The organism is Mageeibacillus indolicus UPII9-5 (genome assembly GCF_000025225.2).
In the GTDB taxonomy this organism is placed as follows: domain Bacteria; phylum Bacillota; class Clostridia; order Saccharofermentanales; family Fastidiosipilaceae; genus Mageeibacillus; species Mageeibacillus indolicus.
The window spans coordinates 78306-96348 of the sequence record NC_013895.2 but is presented as its reverse complement, the minus strand read 5'-3'; the positions used below and the strand labels follow the sequence as shown (position 1 = coordinate 96348).

The 18043-nt window shown below is 47.9% G+C and carries 15 protein-coding genes; 7 read left to right on the top strand and 8 right to left on the bottom strand.

What is annotated here, in order from left to right; genetic code table 11:
* The first annotated feature begins 25 nt into the window (after nt 1–25).
* The 7 genes from speD to HMPREF0868_RS00385 all read left to right on the top strand — a co-directional run bounded on the left by speD (nt 26) and on the right by HMPREF0868_RS00385 (nt 8880).
* Entirely contained in the window at nt 26–898 is an 873-nt protein-coding gene (gene speD / locus HMPREF0868_RS00415; protein WP_049778994.1) for an adenosylmethionine decarboxylase, read from the top strand.
* 572 nt (nt 899–1470) lie between these two features.
* Nucleotides 1471–2979: an aminotransferase class I/II-fold pyridoxal phosphate-dependent enzyme gene (locus HMPREF0868_RS00410; RefSeq protein ID WP_242821338.1), complete on the top strand. Its 1509-nt coding sequence runs from the start codon at nt 1471–1473 to the stop codon at nt 2977–2979.
* Between the two features lie 280 nt (nt 2980–3259).
* Complete coding sequence (speE, locus tag HMPREF0868_RS00405) at nt 3260–4120, top strand: polyamine aminopropyltransferase (RefSeq protein WP_012992723.1); 861 nt, start codon at nt 3260–3262, stop codon at nt 4118–4120.
* 81 nt (nt 4121–4201) lie between these two features.
* Complete coding sequence (gene speB, locus HMPREF0868_RS00400; RefSeq protein ID WP_012992722.1) at nt 4202–5074, top strand: agmatinase; 873 nt, start codon at nt 4202–4204, stop codon at nt 5072–5074.
* Nucleotides 5075–5168: 94 nt separating this feature from the next.
* Complete coding sequence (locus tag HMPREF0868_RS00395; protein ID WP_338037244.1) at nt 5169–6386, top strand: saccharopine dehydrogenase family protein; 1218 nt, start codon at nt 5169–5171, stop codon at nt 6384–6386.
* 152 nt (nt 6387–6538) lie between these two features.
* Nucleotides 6539–7921, top strand: a complete 1383-nt coding sequence (locus HMPREF0868_RS00390; protein WP_012992720.1) for a carboxynorspermidine decarboxylase — start codon at nt 6539–6541, stop codon at nt 7919–7921.
* 461 nt (nt 7922–8382) lie between these two features.
* On the top strand, nt 8383–8880 hold the full coding sequence (locus HMPREF0868_RS00385) for a hypothetical protein (protein ID WP_012992719.1): 498 nt from the start codon (nt 8383–8385) through the stop codon (nt 8878–8880).
* Between the two features lie 528 nt (nt 8881–9408).
* Here the strand turns inward: HMPREF0868_RS00385 and HMPREF0868_RS00380 are convergent.
* The 8 genes from HMPREF0868_RS00380 to iolE form a co-directional block, all read right to left on the bottom strand.
* Nucleotides 9409–10206, bottom strand: a complete 798-nt coding sequence (locus HMPREF0868_RS00380) for a 5-deoxy-glucuronate isomerase (RefSeq protein ID WP_012992718.1) — start codon at nt 10204–10206, stop codon at nt 9409–9411.
* Nucleotides 10207–10313: 107 nt separating this feature from the next.
* Nucleotides 10314–11276, bottom strand: coding sequence for a transketolase family protein (locus HMPREF0868_RS00375; protein WP_012992717.1), 963 nt, complete (start codon nt 11274–11276; stop codon nt 10314–10316).
* On the bottom strand, nt 11269–12126 hold the full coding sequence (locus HMPREF0868_RS00370) for a transketolase (RefSeq protein ID WP_012992716.1): 858 nt from the start codon (nt 12124–12126) through the stop codon (nt 11269–11271). Before HMPREF0868_RS00370 ends, HMPREF0868_RS00375 begins: the two co-directional genes overlap by 8 nt.
* An 18-nt stretch (nt 12127–12144) precedes the next feature.
* The gene (locus tag HMPREF0868_RS00365) at nt 12145–13401 is read right to left on the bottom strand and encodes a phosphoglycerate kinase (RefSeq protein WP_012992715.1); all 1257 of its coding nucleotides are present in this window, start codon (nt 13399–13401) and stop codon (nt 12145–12147) included.
* Nucleotides 13392–14420, bottom strand: coding sequence for a type II glyceraldehyde-3-phosphate dehydrogenase (locus HMPREF0868_RS00360; RefSeq protein WP_012992714.1), 1029 nt, complete (start codon nt 14418–14420; stop codon nt 13392–13394). Before HMPREF0868_RS00360 ends, HMPREF0868_RS00365 begins: the two co-directional genes overlap by 10 nt.
* 130 nt (nt 14421–14550) lie before the next feature.
* Nucleotides 14551–15804 (bottom strand): nickel-dependent malate racemase, LarAH6 family, encoded by a 1254-nt coding sequence (larAH6, locus tag HMPREF0868_RS00355; RefSeq protein ID WP_012992713.1) that lies wholly within the window; start codon nt 15802–15804, stop codon nt 14551–14553.
* 76 nt (nt 15805–15880) lie between these two features.
* A complete protein-coding gene (locus HMPREF0868_RS00350; RefSeq protein WP_012992712.1) occupies nt 15881–17020 on the bottom strand; it encodes a LacI family DNA-binding transcriptional regulator in 1140 nt (379 codons plus the stop codon).
* Between the two features lie 90 nt (nt 17021–17110).
* Nucleotides 17111–18010, bottom strand: coding sequence for a myo-inosose-2 dehydratase (iolE, locus tag HMPREF0868_RS00345; RefSeq protein WP_012992711.1), 900 nt, complete (start codon nt 18008–18010; stop codon nt 17111–17113).
* Nucleotides 18011–18043 lie beyond the last annotated feature (33 nt).

Genomic DNA, 18043 nt, shown 5'->3' with positions numbered 1-18043 from the left:
AATTCTTGAGACAAGTCAGTAATTTATGCTATACTTAAGGCTAACGATTTACTATTTAGGGGGTGGAAACGGGTTGGAAAACAGGCTTGCATTGTACGGCTTTAACAACCTCACCAAAACACTTAGCTTCAACATTTACGATGTGTGTTACGCCAAAAGTGAACGTGAGCAACGCGATTATATTAAATATATTGACGGCCAGTATAACTCAGACCGTTTGACGAAGATTTTACTCAAGGCCACCGAGATGATCGGCGCCTCCGTTCTCAATATTTCCAAGCAGGATTACGAGCCGCAAGGGGCTTCTGTCAACGTGCTTATCGCCGACCAGAAGGTTGCTTCCGGCATGATTGATCCGTCCTGTAATCTCGGTGCCGGTTTCAGCTCCGAACTTGACCGCTACCGGGACTCTATTCACGCTCATCTTGATAAAAGTCACCTGACGGTTCACACTTTTCCCGAATACCATCCTAATAATTCCATTTCCACTTTTCGGGTTGATATTGATGTTTCCACGTGTGGCACAGTTTCCCCGTTGAATATTCTGGATTTTCTCATCTCCAGTTTCGACTCCGATATTATGACTATCGACTATCGGGTTCGTGGTTTTACCCGCGAGGAGAACGGCCGCAAACTTTTTCTTGATCACCGCATAACTTCCATTCAGGACTATATCGATGCCGCAACTTTGAAAAAGTACGATGCCATAGATGTCAATGTTTATCAGGCGAATATTTTCCATACCCAGCTTTTGATCAAAGAGATCGAATTACAAAACTACCTTTTTAACACTGATGCCTACGAGCTTTCCCCTAAGCAACGGCTGAGTATCACTGATTCTTTGCGGCGGGAAATGATCGAAATTTTTAGCGGCATGAATGTCTACGACCGCGACTAGTTTGTGGCGGCAGTCAGTATTTTTGCGTAAGGGGGAGGTACATGAATCGTAATTCTTCTTTTATGTTTGCTGCTGATAAGGCAGGAGCTGATATAGCAGGAGCAGAATCCGCTCGTACAGATGCGGCCAGCGTGGCTGCACGCACGAGTATGGGTACGGCTGCTGAAGCGGCTGATGTACGCTCAAGCACAGGTGCGGGTACAGCTACTGATACAGACGGCGCAGTCGCTGGCTCAGCTACAGGTGCGGACGGCGCAGTCGCTGGCACAGTTGCAGGCGAGGCCGGCGTTAGCACAGACTCACTTACTGTTTCGGACGACGTTAACTCAAACTTGTTTACGGCTTCGACCAACGTTCAAGGAACCGCTTCCCCCAGCAGTTCCTCTCGAAACAGCCTAAACAGCCCAACTCAAAACACCGCCTCACGCCCCGAACAACGCCCCTATTACCCCAAGCGCCCCGCCTATATTCCGACGACAAAACGCGAACGCTACGGCCCCCCCGCCGAACAACGCTCCGGCGGCTTGCGCAAACCCGACAAACCACCTGAAGCACGCCCCGGCATCCCAATTTTGGGCGGCCGCCACTCCCTTTTTGCCAAGCGCACCGGAAAACTTGCCGCTGCCTCAACCGAACATCTCTGGGACCAGGCTCGCGCACCATTAGCTGAGGCCCTCCAAAACTACAAAAAATCTCGTATAGTCAGTTTCGATGTCCCTGGACATAAACAAGGCAAAGGCAACAAATCCCTTGTCGAATATTTCGGCGAAGCTTGCGTCAGCATCGACGTCAACTCCATGAAACCCCTCGACAACCTCATCCACCCCGTCAGCGTCATTAAACAGGCAGAAGATTTGGCAGCTCAAGCCTTCGGAGCCGGACACGCCTTTCTTATGGTCGGCGGCACGTCCTCTTCTGTCCAAACGATGGTTATGACCACCTGCAAAGACGGTGACAAAATTATCATGCCGCGCAACGTCCATCGCTCCGCCATCAACGCCCTGATTCTCAGCGGCGCGGTCCCCGTCTACGTCGACCCAGGTACCGACCAAAAACTCGGCATTCCCCTCGGCATGAGCATCACAGCCGTAAAAGAAGCCATCCATAACAACCCGGATGCCAAGGCTATTTTGGTCAACAATCCCACCTACTACGGCGTTTGTGGCGATCTCCGGCAAATCGTCGAACTGGCTCATGCAGCCGGTATGCTTGTTCTGGCAGACGAAGCCCACGGAACCCACCTTTATTTTGGCAAAGATCTCCCCGTCCCGGCCATGGCCGCCGGTGCCGATATGGCCGCCGTTAGCATGCACAAAACCGGTGGATCTTTTACCCAAAGCTCCCTTTTGCTGGTCTCGCCATCATTTGATCCCGGTGAAGTGCGCCGTACGATTAACCTAACCCAAACGACCTCCGCCTCCTACCTGCTCATGGCCTCTTTGGATCTTTCGCGCCGCAACCTCGCTTTAAACGGAGTTGATATTTTCAACAAAGTGGTGAATTTGGCTGAATACGCCCGTCACGAAGTCAACGCCATAGGCGGTTATTACGCTTTCAATCGCGAACTTTGCAACGGCGACAATTTTTATGCTTTCGATCCGACTAAGCTGTCCATCCACACCCGATCCATCGGTCTCGCCGGCATCGAGGTTTACGATCTGCTTCGCGATGAATATAACATACAAATAGAATTTGGCGACCTCGGCAACATGTTGGCAATTTTGTCAGTCGGTGACCGCGCCATGGAAATCGAACGTTTGATTGCCGCGCTTGCTGAAATAAAGCGGCTTTACGCCCGTGATCCGATAGGTATGTTGGAAAATGAATACGTTGAGCCGGTCGTCGTCACCACACCGCGCACCGCTTTTTATGCCCCGAAACACAGCTTGCCGCTAGCGAACTCGCTCGGCCATATTTCTGGCGAATTCGTCATGTGTTATCCGCCTGGCATTCCGATCCTCGCCCCCGGTGAAAAAATAACCGCTGCCGCTTTGGACTATATCTGCTATGCTAAAGAACACGGTGCCAATATGACCGGTACCGTTGACTTGGCAGTTAACAATATTTTGGTTTTGGACTGAGCCGGGCGGGCGCAACGGCTGCTACCGCAATGGCCGCTACCGCAACAGCCGGGCTACCGTGGCAGCTTGATCACACAGCAGACTACCCCCGGCTACCGTGGGGAGCTATCGCAGCTACTACGGGTAGGGAGTACGACACAGCTGTCGCGGCGGTCTAGCGCGGCCACTACAGGTGCTCGCCCCAACTAACGTTCAGCCGGGCAACCGTGCGGCCGCAACCGCCGACTGCAGCAAACAGCCACAACAATTTGACCAAATTTTTTAGATTAGGAGAAATACTATGGAACTTTGGTTTACCGAAAATCACACCCCGGACGCTAAATTTTCCATCCGAGTTGATGAACAGCTAGTTTCCGAACAAAGCGATTTCCAACGCATCGATATTTTTGACTCACCCGAATTCGGCCGATTTTTGACCCTAGACGGACGCGTCATGCTAACCGAAAAAGATGAATTCATCTACCACGAAATGATCGTCCACGTACCAATGGCCGTCCACCCCCACGTGCGTGATGTCCTAGTCATCGGTGCCGGCGACGGTGGAACAATCCGCGAACTTTGCGCTTATCCATATATCGAACACATAGATTTGGTGGAAATAGACGCAGAAGTTATCAGCATTTGCAAAGAATATTTGATCCAAACTGCCTGCTGTTTCGACGATCCCCGCGTCAATGTCATCATCGGAGACGGGCTTAAATATGTCCGTGGTCGTCACGCTCAATATGATTTGATCATCGTCGATTCCACCGATCCTTTCGGCCCGGGCGAAGGCTTGTTCACCCGCGAATTTTACGGCAACTGCTACGCAACTTTACGCGACGACGGAATTTTGGTAAATCAACATGAAAGCCCCTACTATGTCGAAGATGCAGAAACCGTCCGCAACGCTTTTCACAAAACTTCCGGCTTTTTCCCGATCAATCGGCTGTATCAGGCACATATCCCGACCTACCCCTCAGGTCATTGGCTGTTCGGCTTTTGCTCGAAAAAATATCACCCTTTGCGCGATTTGCATGCTGAAGAGTGGAATAAGCTGAACATCGATGTCGACTACTATAATACTGACTTGCATCGCGGCTGTTTCGCTCTGCCGACTTATGTTTTGAACTTGATCGGCAGCGACCGTAAGGGTTGCTAAATGGTCTGAATGCCACGCTGGCGGACTCATACGCAGTGACATCAGTGACTCAAAATAAGAGATAAGGAGGATAGCAAACACATGCAAATTAACCAATCAACTTTTATCGGCTGTGACGCCGATTTTGCCACGGCCGACATCGTGCTCTTCGGAGCACCGTTCGACTCAACCACTTCTTTTCGGCCTGGAGCACGCTTTGCCGCTCAGGCCATGCGCCCCGACAGCTACGGGCTGGAAACGTACAGCCCCCGTCTTGACTTGGACTTGACCGATTTTTCCATTATGGACAGCGGCGATCTCGAACTTGTCATGGGCTGCTCGGACGTTGCTTTAAACCAAATTTCTGAGCACGTAGACGAAATTTTGGCTGCCTCAAAAATCCCGGCCATGATCGGCGGCGAACATTTGGTGACCTTGGGGGCTTTACGCAGCGTGGTAAAAAAATATCCCGCCCTGCACATCATTCATTTCGATGCCCACACTGACTTGCGCGAAAACTATCTCGGCAATCCTTTATCGCACGCTTGTGTAATTCGTCGGGCTTGGGAATTGGTCGGTGACGGTCGCATCTGGCAGTTTGGAATCCGCTCCGGCCTAAAGGAGGAATTTACTTGGGCTAAGTCGCACACTCATTTGCAAAAATTCGATTTTTCCGGGCTGGCGGAGGTTTGCACGGAGTTGAAGGGGCAGCCGGTCTACTTCACTCTCGATTTGGATGTACTCGATCCGGCATATTTCCCCGGAACCGGTACCCCGGAACCGTGCGGCGTTACTGTTTTACAGTTGCTTGACGCTATTCGGGAATTGCGCGATTTGGATATCGTCGGCTTTGACGTAAATGAGCTGTCGCCGCATTATGATGCTAGCGGAGTTTCCACCGCCGTGGCTTGTAAGATCTTGCGGGAATTGCTGCTACAGGTGGCCGCGCATCGGCGCACTAGGCCGCAGTACTGAATTTGGCTATAATATACAATGATCATTAGACAGCAAAACGACGTAATATTTTAAGCAATTTAACGATTCAAACGATTTATACCGATAAAAACGAATTACAAGGAGATTTACTATGGGAAAAGCACTCATCATCGGAGCCGGCGGCGTCGCCTCAGTGGTAGTTCATAAATGCTGCCAAAATTCCGCCGTCTTTCAAGAAATATGTATCGCCTCTCGCACCCTCAGCCGCTGCGAAGCTCTCAAAAAACAAGTCGATGGCGGAGCCACCAAAGTCAGTGTCGCCCAAGTCGATGCTAACAACGTCGACGAACTCATCAAACTGATTAACGATTTCAAACCCCAAATTGTTATAAACGTCGCCCTGCCCTATCAAGACTTAACCATAATGGACGCATGCTTAGCTGCAGGCGTTCACTATTTGGATACTGCCAATTACGAACCCCTCGATACCGCTAAATTTGAGTACAAATGGCAATGGGCCTACCGCGAAAAATTTGCCAAAGCTGGCCTTACCGCCATCCTCGGCTCCGGTTTCGATCCCGGCGTTACCGGCGTTTTTTCCGCCTATGCCCAAAAACACTATTTCGACGAAATTCACTATTTAGACATTTTGGATTGCAACGGCGGCGATCACGGCTATCCCTTCGCTACCAATTTCAACCCCGAAATCAACATCCGCGAAGTTTCCGCCAAAGGCAGCTACTGGGAAAACGGCCACTGGGTCGAAACAGAACCGATGGCAATTAAGCGCGAATACGATTTTGCCGAAGTCGGCCGCAAAGACATGTATCTGCTGCACCACGAGGAACTCGAATCCCTCGCCCTCAATCTGAAAGGCATCAAACGCATCCGTTTCTTCATGACTTTCGGCCAAAGCTATCTCAACCACCTCAAATGTTTGGAAGATGTCGGCATGACCTCCATCGAACCAATTAATTTTGAAGGCAAACAAATTGTACCTTTGCAATTTCTCAAAGCAGTTTTGCCCGACCCGGCGTCGTTAGGCCCGCGCACCAAAGGAAAAACGAACATCGGCTGTATTTTCCACGGTGTCAAAAACGGCAAACCAGTGAACTATTATCTCTACAACATTTGTGACCATCAATCCTGTTACCGCGAAGTCGGCAGCCAGGCGGTTTCATACACCACTGGAGTCCCCGCCATGATTGGTGCTTCCTTGGTTTTAACCGGAGAATGGTGCAAACCCGGAGTCTACAATGTCGAGGAGCTTGATCCGGATCCTTTCATGGATCGCTTGAACAAGTTTGGCCTGCCGTGGCGCGAAGACTTTAACCCCGTTCCGGTAGATTAAGACTGTTCCGGTTGTTTAAGACTGTTTCGGTAGTTTAAGACTGTTTCTAGGCTTCCGCATTTCAATAATTTCTGCGGCCAAAACTTCTGTACGCCAATAGCGACTGTATGGAACTGTATGGAAATTGCCGCACTAACATTTAAGGTGATTTTATGCTAAAAGAAAAAAATATTCCGTCCGTTTCCCCCGCCGAGCTGCAATGCCTACCCTCTCCGGCTTTCATAATCGACGAACAACTCCTGACTGCCAACCTCAAAAAGTTGCATTTGGTCAAGGAAAAAACCGGGTGTAAAATTCTTTTGGCGCAAAAAGCTTTTGCCACTTTCAGTACCTATCCCTTGATCGGGCAATACCTCGACGGTACAACCGCCAGCGGTTTATATGAAGCCCGCTTGGGGCACGAAGAAATGCCGGGCCGCGAAATTCACTGCTTTTCTCCCGGCTTCACCAAATACGAAATCGGACAGCTCCTTGATTTCACCGATCATATCGTTTTCAATTCTTTCTCACAATGGCTCACTTTCCGCGATCAGATAAAATTCGCCACTCACCCGGTTTCTTGCGGACTGAGGATTAATCCGGAATATTCGGAAGTCGCTACAGCACTGTATGATCCCTGCTCGTCAAGCTCTCGCCTTGGCATCCGCTTAAACGACTTCCTTGACGGAGCTGCCAAAGGCCTGCTCGAGGGTATTGAAGGCTTACATTTTCATTGTCTTTGCGAACAAGGCTCCGATGCTCTGCTGCATACCTGGGAAGTGGTTAAACGCAATTTTGGCTCGTTCCTGCCCAAAATGAAATGGATCAACATGGGGGGCGGCCACCACATTACAAAAGATGACTATGATCTGGATACGCTGTGTTCGGTCATTAAGGACGCCCAAAATTCTTTCGGCTTGACGGTCTACCTGGAACCGGGGGAGGCGGTCGCTTTAAATGCCGGATTCCTTAAAGCTACTGTGCTGGATGTCGTCCCGAGCGGCGATATGCCTTGTGCCATCCTCGATACCTCTGCCGCCTGCCACATGCCGGATGTTTTGGAAATGCCTTATCAGCCGCGCGTTTTTCCGCTGTATTCATCGGTTATGCCGTCCGCCGCATCGTTGTTGCCTTGCACGGATAACCCCAGGGAAATGTCCGAAAAACGTCTGGCGGCAGCTAAACTGCCTTTAGGAACACTGGCTTCTCCGTTTGGTAATGAAGTAGAAAATGCGAACGCCGGCTCTACTGCCGACTTTCCTGCCGGCTCCGCTGCTGGCTTTGCTGCCGGCTCTACTGCCGGCTCCGCAAGCCTTTACCCCTACCGCTTGGCAGGGCCGACCTGCTTGGCGGGAGATGTCATCGGCAGCTACAATTTCCCAGCCCCTCTTTTCCCCGGCGACCAAGTCTTTTTCTGCGACATGGCAATTTACAGCATGGTAAAAACAAATACATTTAACGGTATGCCACTACCGGCGATTGTTCTTCTGCAACCTGACGGTAAAGTCACCGTTTTACGACGTTTCAGCTATGCAGATTTTCGCAACCGACTCTAACGACTAAAGCCAAGCACGCAGCTGCTCCCAAAGTACAATTAAACCTAGATTTTACAAATTCCCCCTTCACCCTGCACAGATGACCAGATCTCTAGGAACTGATCGGAGCCATCTTTGTAAGGTTTCGGCTACCCACCACAACCTTCCACGCTTGTTCTTTTTTACAACTGCCATGCCCTCTTCCTCCTTTTATCCCCGCCTTAACGAATCCTCGCCATTTTAGGTTTTTGGGAACAGATACATAAAAGAGATATGGAGCAAGAAAGACTCGTTATATAGATTCCTTCAGCATATAGCATAAGTGCGTCACAAGTATTAACGGTGCTTCGATCCTTCGTTTAACAAAACTTGCGGAAAATTGACATAATAACGCAATAATTTGCATTTGACATTGTTCTAAGTTAGAACCATAATTAAATTGTACTAATTGAACCGACATTTTTAGCAAAGGAGGTCGTATTATGCTAAAACTGGTAATATCTATTGCACTATCCGCAATTATGGCTTTCATGCCGTTTCTTAACGAAAAACCAGCGGTTAAAGAAGTTTTCACCAATGGTCAATCTAATGTAAAGTCATACGAAAAGATTGGCGAATTAGACGGACACCCTGTGTACATGATTGAATTTAATTTGCCTGAGGGCTATGTGCACAAAACAAAGAAAGACTACAGTGAAGAGAATCGCTCAGATATGAAATTAGTTGAAGAACTTCTTTCCATGCAAAAACCACCTATCGGTCCTGAACGTTTCATCCAAGTCGTTAATCGTGATGTCGGTGATCAATTGCCTTGGCAAGAGTGGCACAACGGATATCTATATGCCGGAATTCTCTACAAACAAGAATATGTCTACGCAGAAAACGGAGTGATGTACTTTAATTACGGCCGCTGGTTGCGTGGCTATGATCCAGATCAGATCCAACCGGATGCCATGCCGCTAATAAAGCCGCAAAAGTAAACCGCAGCTTGGTCTTATCTCATTGAAGTTGATCAATAAGCTTGATTCCAGCCCCTTCACATGAGCAAAGCCCAATGTAACTTGTAGCCCAATGTAACTCGAGGATTGCGTTCTATGCTGAAGATACGCAGAGCCCGAGATGCATTAATCTTAGAATCTTCTGTGATCTATAATCATTAGCACTAATTGACAGCTTTCAACTGAACTTACCACTCAATTCATCCACCAAAGGGTACCTGAATTAAGTGAACATACTGCCTAAACATTCATTTTCCATGGATGTTTCATCATTGGTAAAGTTCGGTTCTTTTAGTTTACAAAGCCTCACATTAAGATCACAAAGTTTTATTCTAAGATTCGGTTGATACAACTGTCATAGATAAGCAAAGCCTGCCTAGCCGAGCGCAAATACAAGTACAAACACAAGTACAAGTATAAAATCGCAAGTGCTAAGCAGACTTTTCTTTGTTCACCCTATTAAGGTGTTAAGGCACGTTCAACCCTGATCGGGTAATTCATCACTTCAAATTATTCACCGCCGTGCCAGTATTGCGGATCTTTTTCAAGTAACCAAGCATGCGTCGGATCATCAATACGTGTTTTTTCCCATGGTTTGCCATCCAAATGACGAATGCCCCAAGTATAGCAACAAGGATAGCCCGGAGCCATTACCTGCTGATGTGTAACCTCATTCGTTACTACCAGGCAGCCGTGATGATGCACTTCATAAGGCCTGCCGTCCGTCCACCCAGCCCCGAACCCCTTAGGATTCTGGAAGAAGTAAAAATACACCTCCGGCTGAGGATGACTGTGCGGCGGATAGCTGCTCCACTTACCCGGGCGGTTGACCACCTCGCCCAAAACCATATTGCTGTCCGGCCTACTTTCATAGTCATAACATGTCCTTACATCGCGGCGCATCATGCCGTCCAGCTCACCACCATTGCCTCTGGCCCAAGTATCCACCTCATCCGACGTATACAAATGTGTCGGATATTCACGCTCGTTGTAAGTCTTTTGCACATAGAATTCGCAATAGGAGTGCGCTGTCACTGTGCTTCGCTTACCTTTACACTGCAATAAACACCAAGGATTATAATCAAACGGATTTGGCCGATTCATCTCCACTGTTCGACCGTCGAACTCAGCCGTCGCTTCGCCCTGCATCAAAATCCATGACACTTCCTTATCTTTTTCAGTAAACTCAAAAGTGTCACCCGGTTCCAAAATTAACAGACCAACATCCATCAGGCTGCCTTCACCGTTGTTGATGTCAATGTTCAAAAATTCGTTGTAACCGCGACCAGTTTTTTTCTCTAGGTACATTATTCCTCCTCTGCGTGCCGAACACCGTTCGCCTGAGCGCAAACAACAGGTTTATTTCCCACGTTTCTCCGCGTTTTCACGCGATTCAACGCCGTCCGATGCACGTCTTATTTACGAGCCAAAACCTTGTGGCAAGTTTCTACCAACGCCTTAGCCGTAAGACCGTACTGTTCCTGCAAGTAATCAACCGGGCCTACTTGGCCGAATTGATCATTGACACCATGCTTGGCAAAGGGCACTGCCTTACCCTCCAACAACGCAGCCGCTACCGCATCACCCAAACCTCCGATTATATTGTGGTTCTCTGCCGTAACAATAGCTCCAGTTTCAGCTGCCGCCTGCCAAACGATCTCCTTGTCCAACGGCTTGACCGTGAACATGTCAATTACTCGCACCGATTTCCCTTCTGCAGCCAACATTTCTGCTGCCGCCATCGCCTCGCCGACCATCAAGCCGGAAGCGATAATAGTCAAATCTTTGCCATCACGCAACAAGTTTCCTTTACCTATCTTAAAGGTTGAACCCGGTTCGTATATTTTCTTAAATGTCTTGCGCGTGCTGCGCATATAGACTACGCCTTCCAGATCCTTCACCGCACGCAAAACCCACTCAAACTCAACTCCGTCCGCCAAGTCAAATACCTTGGCCCCGGGAATCGTACGCATCAGAGCCATATCTTCAAACGGCATGTGCGTCCCACCGTTAAAAGCGGCCGCAACTCCGGGATCGGAGCCAAAAATTCGCACGCTGTTCTTTGCATAGCCAATCGAAAGAAACACTTGGTCAAAACAACGGCGGCTGGCAAAAGGCCCAAAAGTATGGACATAAGGCTTACGCCCAACAGCTGAAAGACCGGCTGCAACTCCCATCATGTTCGCCTCAGCGATTCCGCAGTTAATCGCTTGAGCCGGATTTTTGCGCCAAAACTTATACGTACCGGCTGAATTCATTAGATCGGCATCCAAATAGATAACAGCTTTGTCCTCGGCAGCCAAGGCTTCAATGGTTTCCCCAAAAATATTTTTATGAGCCTTAGTTTCCGCGCTTCCATCATATATAACTTTAAACATTAGCCGTTTCCCCCTTCAAACGCTCTACTTCAGCCGTCAACTCAGCTATCGCTTTCTTCGCCAGCTCCGGATCAACTTGAATATGATGATTCAACTTCATTTCTTCAACTTCCGTAATTCCTTTGCCTTTTAAAGTATTGAGTATTATGCAGGAAGGAACATCTTTAACTTCACGGCATTTGGCCAATGCTTCTAGGATAGCAGCAACATTATTGCCATCAATGTTTTCCGTATGGAAACCGAAAGCTTTGAATTTTGCTTCAATATCTCCGAGGTCCATAACCTCCTCTACCGTGCCGTCCAATTGCTTTTTGTTATAATCAACGAAAACCGTTAAATGATCCAATTTTTGCTGATGGGCAAACAGCATGCCTTCCCAGACCTGTCCTTCATCGCATTCACCGTCGCCAACGATCAAATAAGTACGCACATCATCTCCAGCCAATTTGTGTCCTAAAGCCATACCTATAGCCGTTGAAACACCTTGCCCCAATGAACCGGTGGTCATGTCAACACCGACAGTTTTATTACGATCACAGTGGCTCGGCAAATTTGTCCCCGGTTGATTTAGCGTTGCCAACTCTTCCATCGGGAAGAAACCTTTAAGCGCCAAAGTTGCGTATACAGCCGGGCCGGCATGCCCTTTCGACATCACCATTAAATCGCGGCCCTCCCACTTAGGTTCTTTCGGGCGGATGCGCATAACATCTCCATACAATACCGCTAAAGCATCGGCCACCGATAATGACCCCGGCAAATGACCGAATCCGCGTTTGGCTACTTCCTTGGTAGTTTCCAAGCGAATTTCAGCGGCAAACAATTCCAACTCTTTGATTTTTTTCTTGTCCATTCGCAACCTCTCAACTCCTTAGCCTCGTTCTCGAATTGCAGCCTTTTCCATGGCTACGATTAGAGGCAATTTCTTACCGGTCATGAAGCGCACCATCGCGCCGCCGGCAGTGCAGACGTAACTTATGTCGTTAAGGTCGATGAACTTGCCGGCCGCTTGAACCGAATCGCCGCCACCAACCACGGAATAGCCCGGCGCCGCCGCAATAGCTCGCCAAAGCTCCCGCGTCCCGTAGGCAAATAATTCATTTTCATAAACTCCCGCCGGACCGTTGATAAACAAAGTACCAGCTTTGTCAATAAATTCTTTGTAAGCCGCCACCGTGTTCTCCCCTATATCAAGGAACATCCCGTCATCCAACGGCAAATCAGCTACCGCTATTTCACATCGTTTACCGTCAACTTCATAGGCTAAGTCTAAGGGAAGTTTAATATGTTCCCCATATTGAGTCAAATAGTTACGAGCTGGCTCAACAAAGTCAAGCAATTTGCGATCACGCAGCCACTCTTCATATTTTTTCCCGACTTTTACCCCCTTCGCCAGCAAGAAAACCACCCCGGTTACCCCAGAAGTCAAAATCACGTCCGCCGTTCCATTGCTCAGGACTTGTTCCATCATCCCAAAGGCATCGGATATTTTTGCTCCTCCTAAGACAAATGTGGCCGGCCGGGCAGGTGCCTTCAACACCTTGCTCAGAGCTTCATACTCGGCAAACAACAGTTCACCGGCTGCTGTCGGCAAAAGTTCTTGGAAAGCACACATGGACGGGCTGTTGCGATGCGCTGCCGAAAAAGCGTCATTTACATAACAATCGAACAACGGCGCTAGTTTACGTACTATCCATGTCTTCGTTTGTTCGGCCGGACTAAGCTTTACCACCGTTTCAAAAGTCGAAATTTCTTCTGTCAAATATCGCACATTGCCCAATAAGACCGCTTCCCCCGGCAACAAAGCTTGTACGGCAGCTATAGCCGCAGGGCCACAAACATCATCAATATATTTAATTGGATAGCCGGTTAGTTCGCTCAATATAGCGGCATGTTCCGATAGTTCGATCAAGTTTTGATAATCAAGGGTGTCACCCTGATGTGCCAAGATGGCCACCTTTGCACCCTGCCTGAGTAAATGTACCAAAGTTGGGCAGCTTTTAATCAAGCGCGTCCGATCTGTTATCTTTTTTGTCGTCGGATCAAGCGGAGAATTGATATCCAACCGCAGCAAGACTTTCTTGCCGCGGTAGTCTATGTCTTTGTAGGAAATTATATTCACTTCCATAATCCCAACCCCAAATATTTATTGGTTTCAGCCGTGCCGGTTTCTCTCGTCGTTTGCATACGCATAGCAGCTCTGACAGCGTCCATAGTTTCAGGAATGGTTATTGATTCTTGCGGTATATGAATACCGAACATAATATCGTTGCCACTCTCCACAATGCAGTCTTCCCATAAGCCTATTTCATATAGATCGCCGCGCGGCCGACACAGTTCACGCCCATATTTGAAGAATGATGCATTGCCGCGGAACCCGTCCTCAATACGCACAACACGAATACGATCATGCGCTTTAAACGCCTCCAAAGCCATTTCTTTGGTTATTTTCTGCTTGCCGGTAGCGACAACAGTAATAAAATGTCCGTGCGTTACCGGAGTATGTACCAAGATTCCGGTAGCATTGACATGCGGCATGATCGTCATAAGATCGACTGCCTGATGCGATGGTGCCTTATCTACCTGCAAGGCATTGGTCAAGCCACGGTGATAGTCACCCGGATCCGCTACACGGCGAACAATCGTTATCGCGACTTTCTCGATTCCGAATTTACGGTCCAAACAATCTACCGCTCGGATGATTCCGGTAGTATTACACGAAGTCAATTTCAAAAATCTTCGGCCTAAACCTTTTTCAAAGTTGGCATAGCCGTGGAAAAACACATCAGCAACTTCGTTCTTCTCTCCGCCTTGGAATACAGCTTTGATACCCATGCGCTCATAAATAGCCTTATTCTTCAGTCCAACCCCACCAGGAGAAGAGTCAAGCATAATATCTACCTTTTGGCAAAGCTCTTCAAACGTTCCTGATACCGGAATGTGTAACTCTTCAAACTTGCTCTTATCTGCGCCGTCTACTAAATATAAATCATACGGCATTCCGCGCTCTTTTAACGCTCTAATTGACAGTGTCGGTGCCAGATCGGCTATACCTACCAGCTCCATGTCTTCCTGCAATTTTACGCCGTCAGCCAGTCGTTGACCGATGACCCCGTAGCCTGCTACACCGACTTTAACTTTTGCCATAATAGTACCTCCGTTACGATAGTTAAATTTTTTCCTGCTGTCCTCTTTTATACGCTTTAGTCGTCTTTAATCGTCTATTGCCATCTATTGCCGTCTTTCGTCATCTCATATGAATATTTGATTTTATTTCTTACTCCGTCATGCAACGTGGTAAAGTTGATCCGCCGAACGGCATGACAAGAGTTGTCGCATTGTTTCCCTGCTCAGCTATGGCCGCATCATAGGCCTCCTGCACCTCTGAAAATGGCTCCATAAAAATGTTGCGCACAAAGTCATCCGGCAAATCCGATACCAAAAATATTTTTGCTCGCTGCATTACCAGAGCTATGGCCGCGGCCTTGTGTCCACCCAGTTTAAATTCCTTCGCAATACGTTCGATGAGATCCTCCGGTTTTTCAGCTTCTGTCATCCATTGGGCGAAAACGCCTTCACCCATACCTTCCTTGCACGAGCCTACCAAAATTATTATTCCGCCATCTTTCACTGCGTGCTTAGCATTGTCCAACGCTTTCTGCGTCTGATACAAGTTAAGATCTTTCGGTTTTCCGCCCTGCGAACAAATAACTATATCCGCCCGAGCCGGTATCGGCTTCAAATAAAGGCCGTCTAGGAAACGACATCCGGCGCGATGTGCCTCAATAAAGTGTCCGGCCACCGCAAATATTATCTTTTTATGTTCGTCTAATACCACATTGACAATAAAATCAATCGGGCAGTAATTAATCGCATCCTCCAAATCATCGCGAACAGGATTTTCTATCAGATTTCCTGCTGCGGCTTTTTCTTGCACCATTTTACTGTGATTGGCCTGAATGGCCGCTCTAGTTGATACTCCGGGCATTATTGCTTTGGCACCGCCACTATAACCGGCAAAATAATGATATTCTATATTCCCCAGACAAATTCGCCGATCAGCTTCTGCTACAACTCGAACAACATCAACAGGCGTTCCTTCTTTAGTTGTTCCCATATGAACGACATCTTCAATATCCCCATCCACACAGCTTATTTTTCTGTATATTTCCGTCCCTACCAGTCTCTCTTTTTCTGCCTCAGTTTGCTTACGATGCGAACCCAAGGCAAAAACAATCGTTATATCTTCATCACGGCAGCCAGCTCGATATAGCTCGTTCAGGACTGCCGGCAAAACTTGGTAAGAAGGAATCGGCCTTGTAAGATCGGAAGTTATAATCGCTATTTTCTCTCCAGGCCTGACTATATCATGCAAATAGCCGGTTCCGATCGGATGCTCAATTGCGTATTCAACCGCTACTTCATCCCTCCGCTCAACCTCTACCTCGTTCTGAGTCAAAATACCGAGAAGATTCGATTCAGGAACTTCTACGTACTGTTTTCTGGCATCTATAGCTATTTCTATCTGCATGCAGTTACCCATTCTCCCCGGTTTTTCCACCCTGCTCCGCAAAGTCGAATGTCGACCCTACTGTCGAATGTCGACCTTACTTACGTTTATCCGTTTTTTTATTTGATTTGACTGAATACTCAGACTCACCACCGCTGTCAGCCACCATAACTTCTTCAGAGGGACGTCTTATACTGTAAAAATCAGCTTTACGCCGCCAATTGGTTGTGTCTCGGGCAATCAATTTCGGTTCCAAAGTAATTCTGCTTCCCGGCGGTAAACTCAACCCACTTTTTTCATCCGCTGGCATCAAGTTGTTCAACAATAGCTTAAATGCCATCCTTCCCATTTCATCGCACGGTATTCTTATTGTGGAAAGCCTTATCTGTGGTAAAGCTGCATACTCTACATCATCAAAACCAATTATTCCAAGTTGCTCAGGCACTTTAATCCCACTCTCTGAAGCCGCCTGCAACATACCTAACGCAATCAGATCATTGGCACAAACAACACCGTCCGGTCGTTTACTTTCTGGCAGAGCAAAAAGCTTCTTGCCATGCCGATAGCCAGCTTCCAATGTGTAATCTCCGGCGGATATCAGATCGGGATCGGCCTCATGTCCATACATTTGCAAGGTGGCAATAAATCCTTGAAGGCGTACTTTGCTAGAACCTGAATCAACCGGACCACCGGCAAAAGCCAATCGTTGATACCCGCAATCCAGCATGTGTTCAACTACCAACCTTGCTCCGCTCCGATTGTTCGCTTCAACAAATCCGCTGCAATTATTGGCTGGATGAGTCGAGTGGCCAATTATAACTGCCGGTATCTGAAAGTTATCAATCGGTTCTTCCGACAAAGAGTTAGCCGGGTAGATGATAATTCCGTCCACTCTCTTTTCATATAAAACCTTCAGTTCTTTCTTTTCCTTGTCACGTCGCCACATGGTTTCACAAATCAGGAACTGATAGCCGCTTTCTTCAGCTTCACGTTCCGCGGCCTGCAAAATAGTGGTGAAATATGGATTGGTAAGATCCGGCACCACCATAGCCAATGTTGACGACTTGTTGGTAACTAAACTTCTGGCTATCGCGTTCGGTTGATAGCCAAGTTCATTCGCCACAGCTAAGACTTTCCGCTTTGTCTCGGGATTAGTCCCCGGTAAATCATTCAAGGCACGCGATACTGTCGAATATGACACGCCAACTATCTTAGCTATATCTTTGATTGTTATCATCTATTACGGCCTCCCGGCATCATTCGGCAAGCAATAGGCTTGCCGAATGCCATTCATCATGCCCGACGCACTCTTTATTCGCTATAATGCTCACAAACCAGTATTTTCTCTTATGTATGCGCGCGCTTTAATCGCATACTCTAATGGATTCGCTTTGGCTGGGTCTTGCTCGGCCTCAACAATCATCCAACCCTTGTAATCATTCTCTTTAAGCACCTTGAAAATTGACGGGAAATCAATGCAACCGTCACCTGGAACGGTAAATGCTCCGGCTCTTACCGCATCCAAAAAACTCATGTGTTCTGCTTTAACCTGAGCAACAACATCCGGGCGCATATCTTTCAAATGGACGTGTCGAATCCTATGTACATATTTTTCAACCGCTTCCACAGGGTTTTCTCCAGCAAAGGCAAAATGTCCTGTATCAAAAAGCAGGAACACCAGCTCCGGATCAGTCATTTCCAAGAATCGATCTGTCTCTGCCATACTTTGCACACCAGTTCCCATGTGATGGTGGTAGGTCAGCGTCATGCCGCGGTCATAGGCAATCTTGCCCATTTCATTCATTCCTTTGGCAATCAATTTCCACTGTTCCTCTGTGTATATCGGCTTGCGATCATCCAAAATCGGTATCGGCTTTCCTTGGATAGAATTGCCTTGCTCAGAAGCACCAATTATTTTTGCCCCCATTGCTTGCAAAAAATCGAGTTGCTTTTTAAAATTTTCAATCGTAACTTCATAAGGCTCAGACGTCAGCAATGACGAGAACCACTGATTAGCTATCCTGATTCCCCGCAAGTCTAAGGCAGGTTTAAGAACTTTCGGATCTTTCGGGTACTTTGAACCGACTTCACAGCCGGTGAAACCAGCTAAAGCCATTTCGCTGACAGTCTGTTGGAAAGTATTTTCCGACCCCAAATCCGGCATATCGTCATTCGTCCAGCCGATAGGTGCTATACCAAGTTGTACATATTCAGGATTAAAATTCATTTGCCACCTCCGAAGAGAATTTTTAGCAGGCCG

What these genes read in the sequence shown, in the direction of transcription:
- speD (WP_049778994.1), top strand. Translation starts at nt 26, where the DNA reads ATGCTATACTTAAGGCTAACGATTTACTATTTAGGGGGTGGAAACGGG.
- speE (WP_012992723.1), top strand. Translation starts at nt 3,260, where the DNA reads ATGGAACTTTGGTTTACCGAAAATCACACCCCGGACGCTAAATTTTCC.
- speB (WP_012992722.1), top strand. Translation starts at nt 4,202, where the DNA reads ATGCAAATTAACCAATCAACTTTTATCGGCTGTGACGCCGATTTTGCC.
- HMPREF0868_RS00390 (WP_012992720.1), top strand. Translation starts at nt 6,539, where the DNA reads ATGCTAAAAGAAAAAAATATTCCGTCCGTTTCCCCCGCCGAGCTGCAA.
- HMPREF0868_RS00385 (WP_012992719.1), top strand. Translation starts at nt 8,383, where the DNA reads ATGCTAAAACTGGTAATATCTATTGCACTATCCGCAATTATGGCTTTC.
- HMPREF0868_RS00380 (WP_012992718.1), bottom strand. Translation starts at nt 10,206, where the DNA reads ATGTACCTAGAGAAAAAAACTGGTCGCGGTTACAACGAATTTTTGAAC.
- HMPREF0868_RS00375 (WP_012992717.1), bottom strand. Translation starts at nt 11,276, where the DNA reads ATGTTTAAAGTTATATATGATGGAAGCGCGGAAACTAAGGCTCATAAA.
- HMPREF0868_RS00370 (WP_012992716.1), bottom strand. Translation starts at nt 12,126, where the DNA reads ATGGACAAGAAAAAAATCAAAGAGTTGGAATTGTTTGCCGCTGAAATT.
- HMPREF0868_RS00365 (WP_012992715.1), bottom strand. Translation starts at nt 13,401, where the DNA reads ATGGAAGTGAATATAATTTCCTACAAAGACATAGACTACCGCGGCAAG.
- HMPREF0868_RS00360 (WP_012992714.1), bottom strand. Translation starts at nt 14,420, where the DNA reads ATGGCAAAAGTTAAAGTCGGTGTAGCAGGCTACGGGGTCATCGGTCAA.
- larAH6 (WP_012992713.1), bottom strand. Translation starts at nt 15,804, where the DNA reads ATGCAGATAGAAATAGCTATAGATGCCAGAAAACAGTACGTAGAAGTT.
- HMPREF0868_RS00350 (WP_012992712.1), bottom strand. Translation starts at nt 17,020, where the DNA reads ATGATAACAATCAAAGATATAGCTAAGATAGTTGGCGTGTCATATTCG.
- iolE (WP_012992711.1), bottom strand. Translation starts at nt 18,010, where the DNA reads ATGAATTTTAATCCTGAATATGTACAACTTGGTATAGCACCTATCGGC.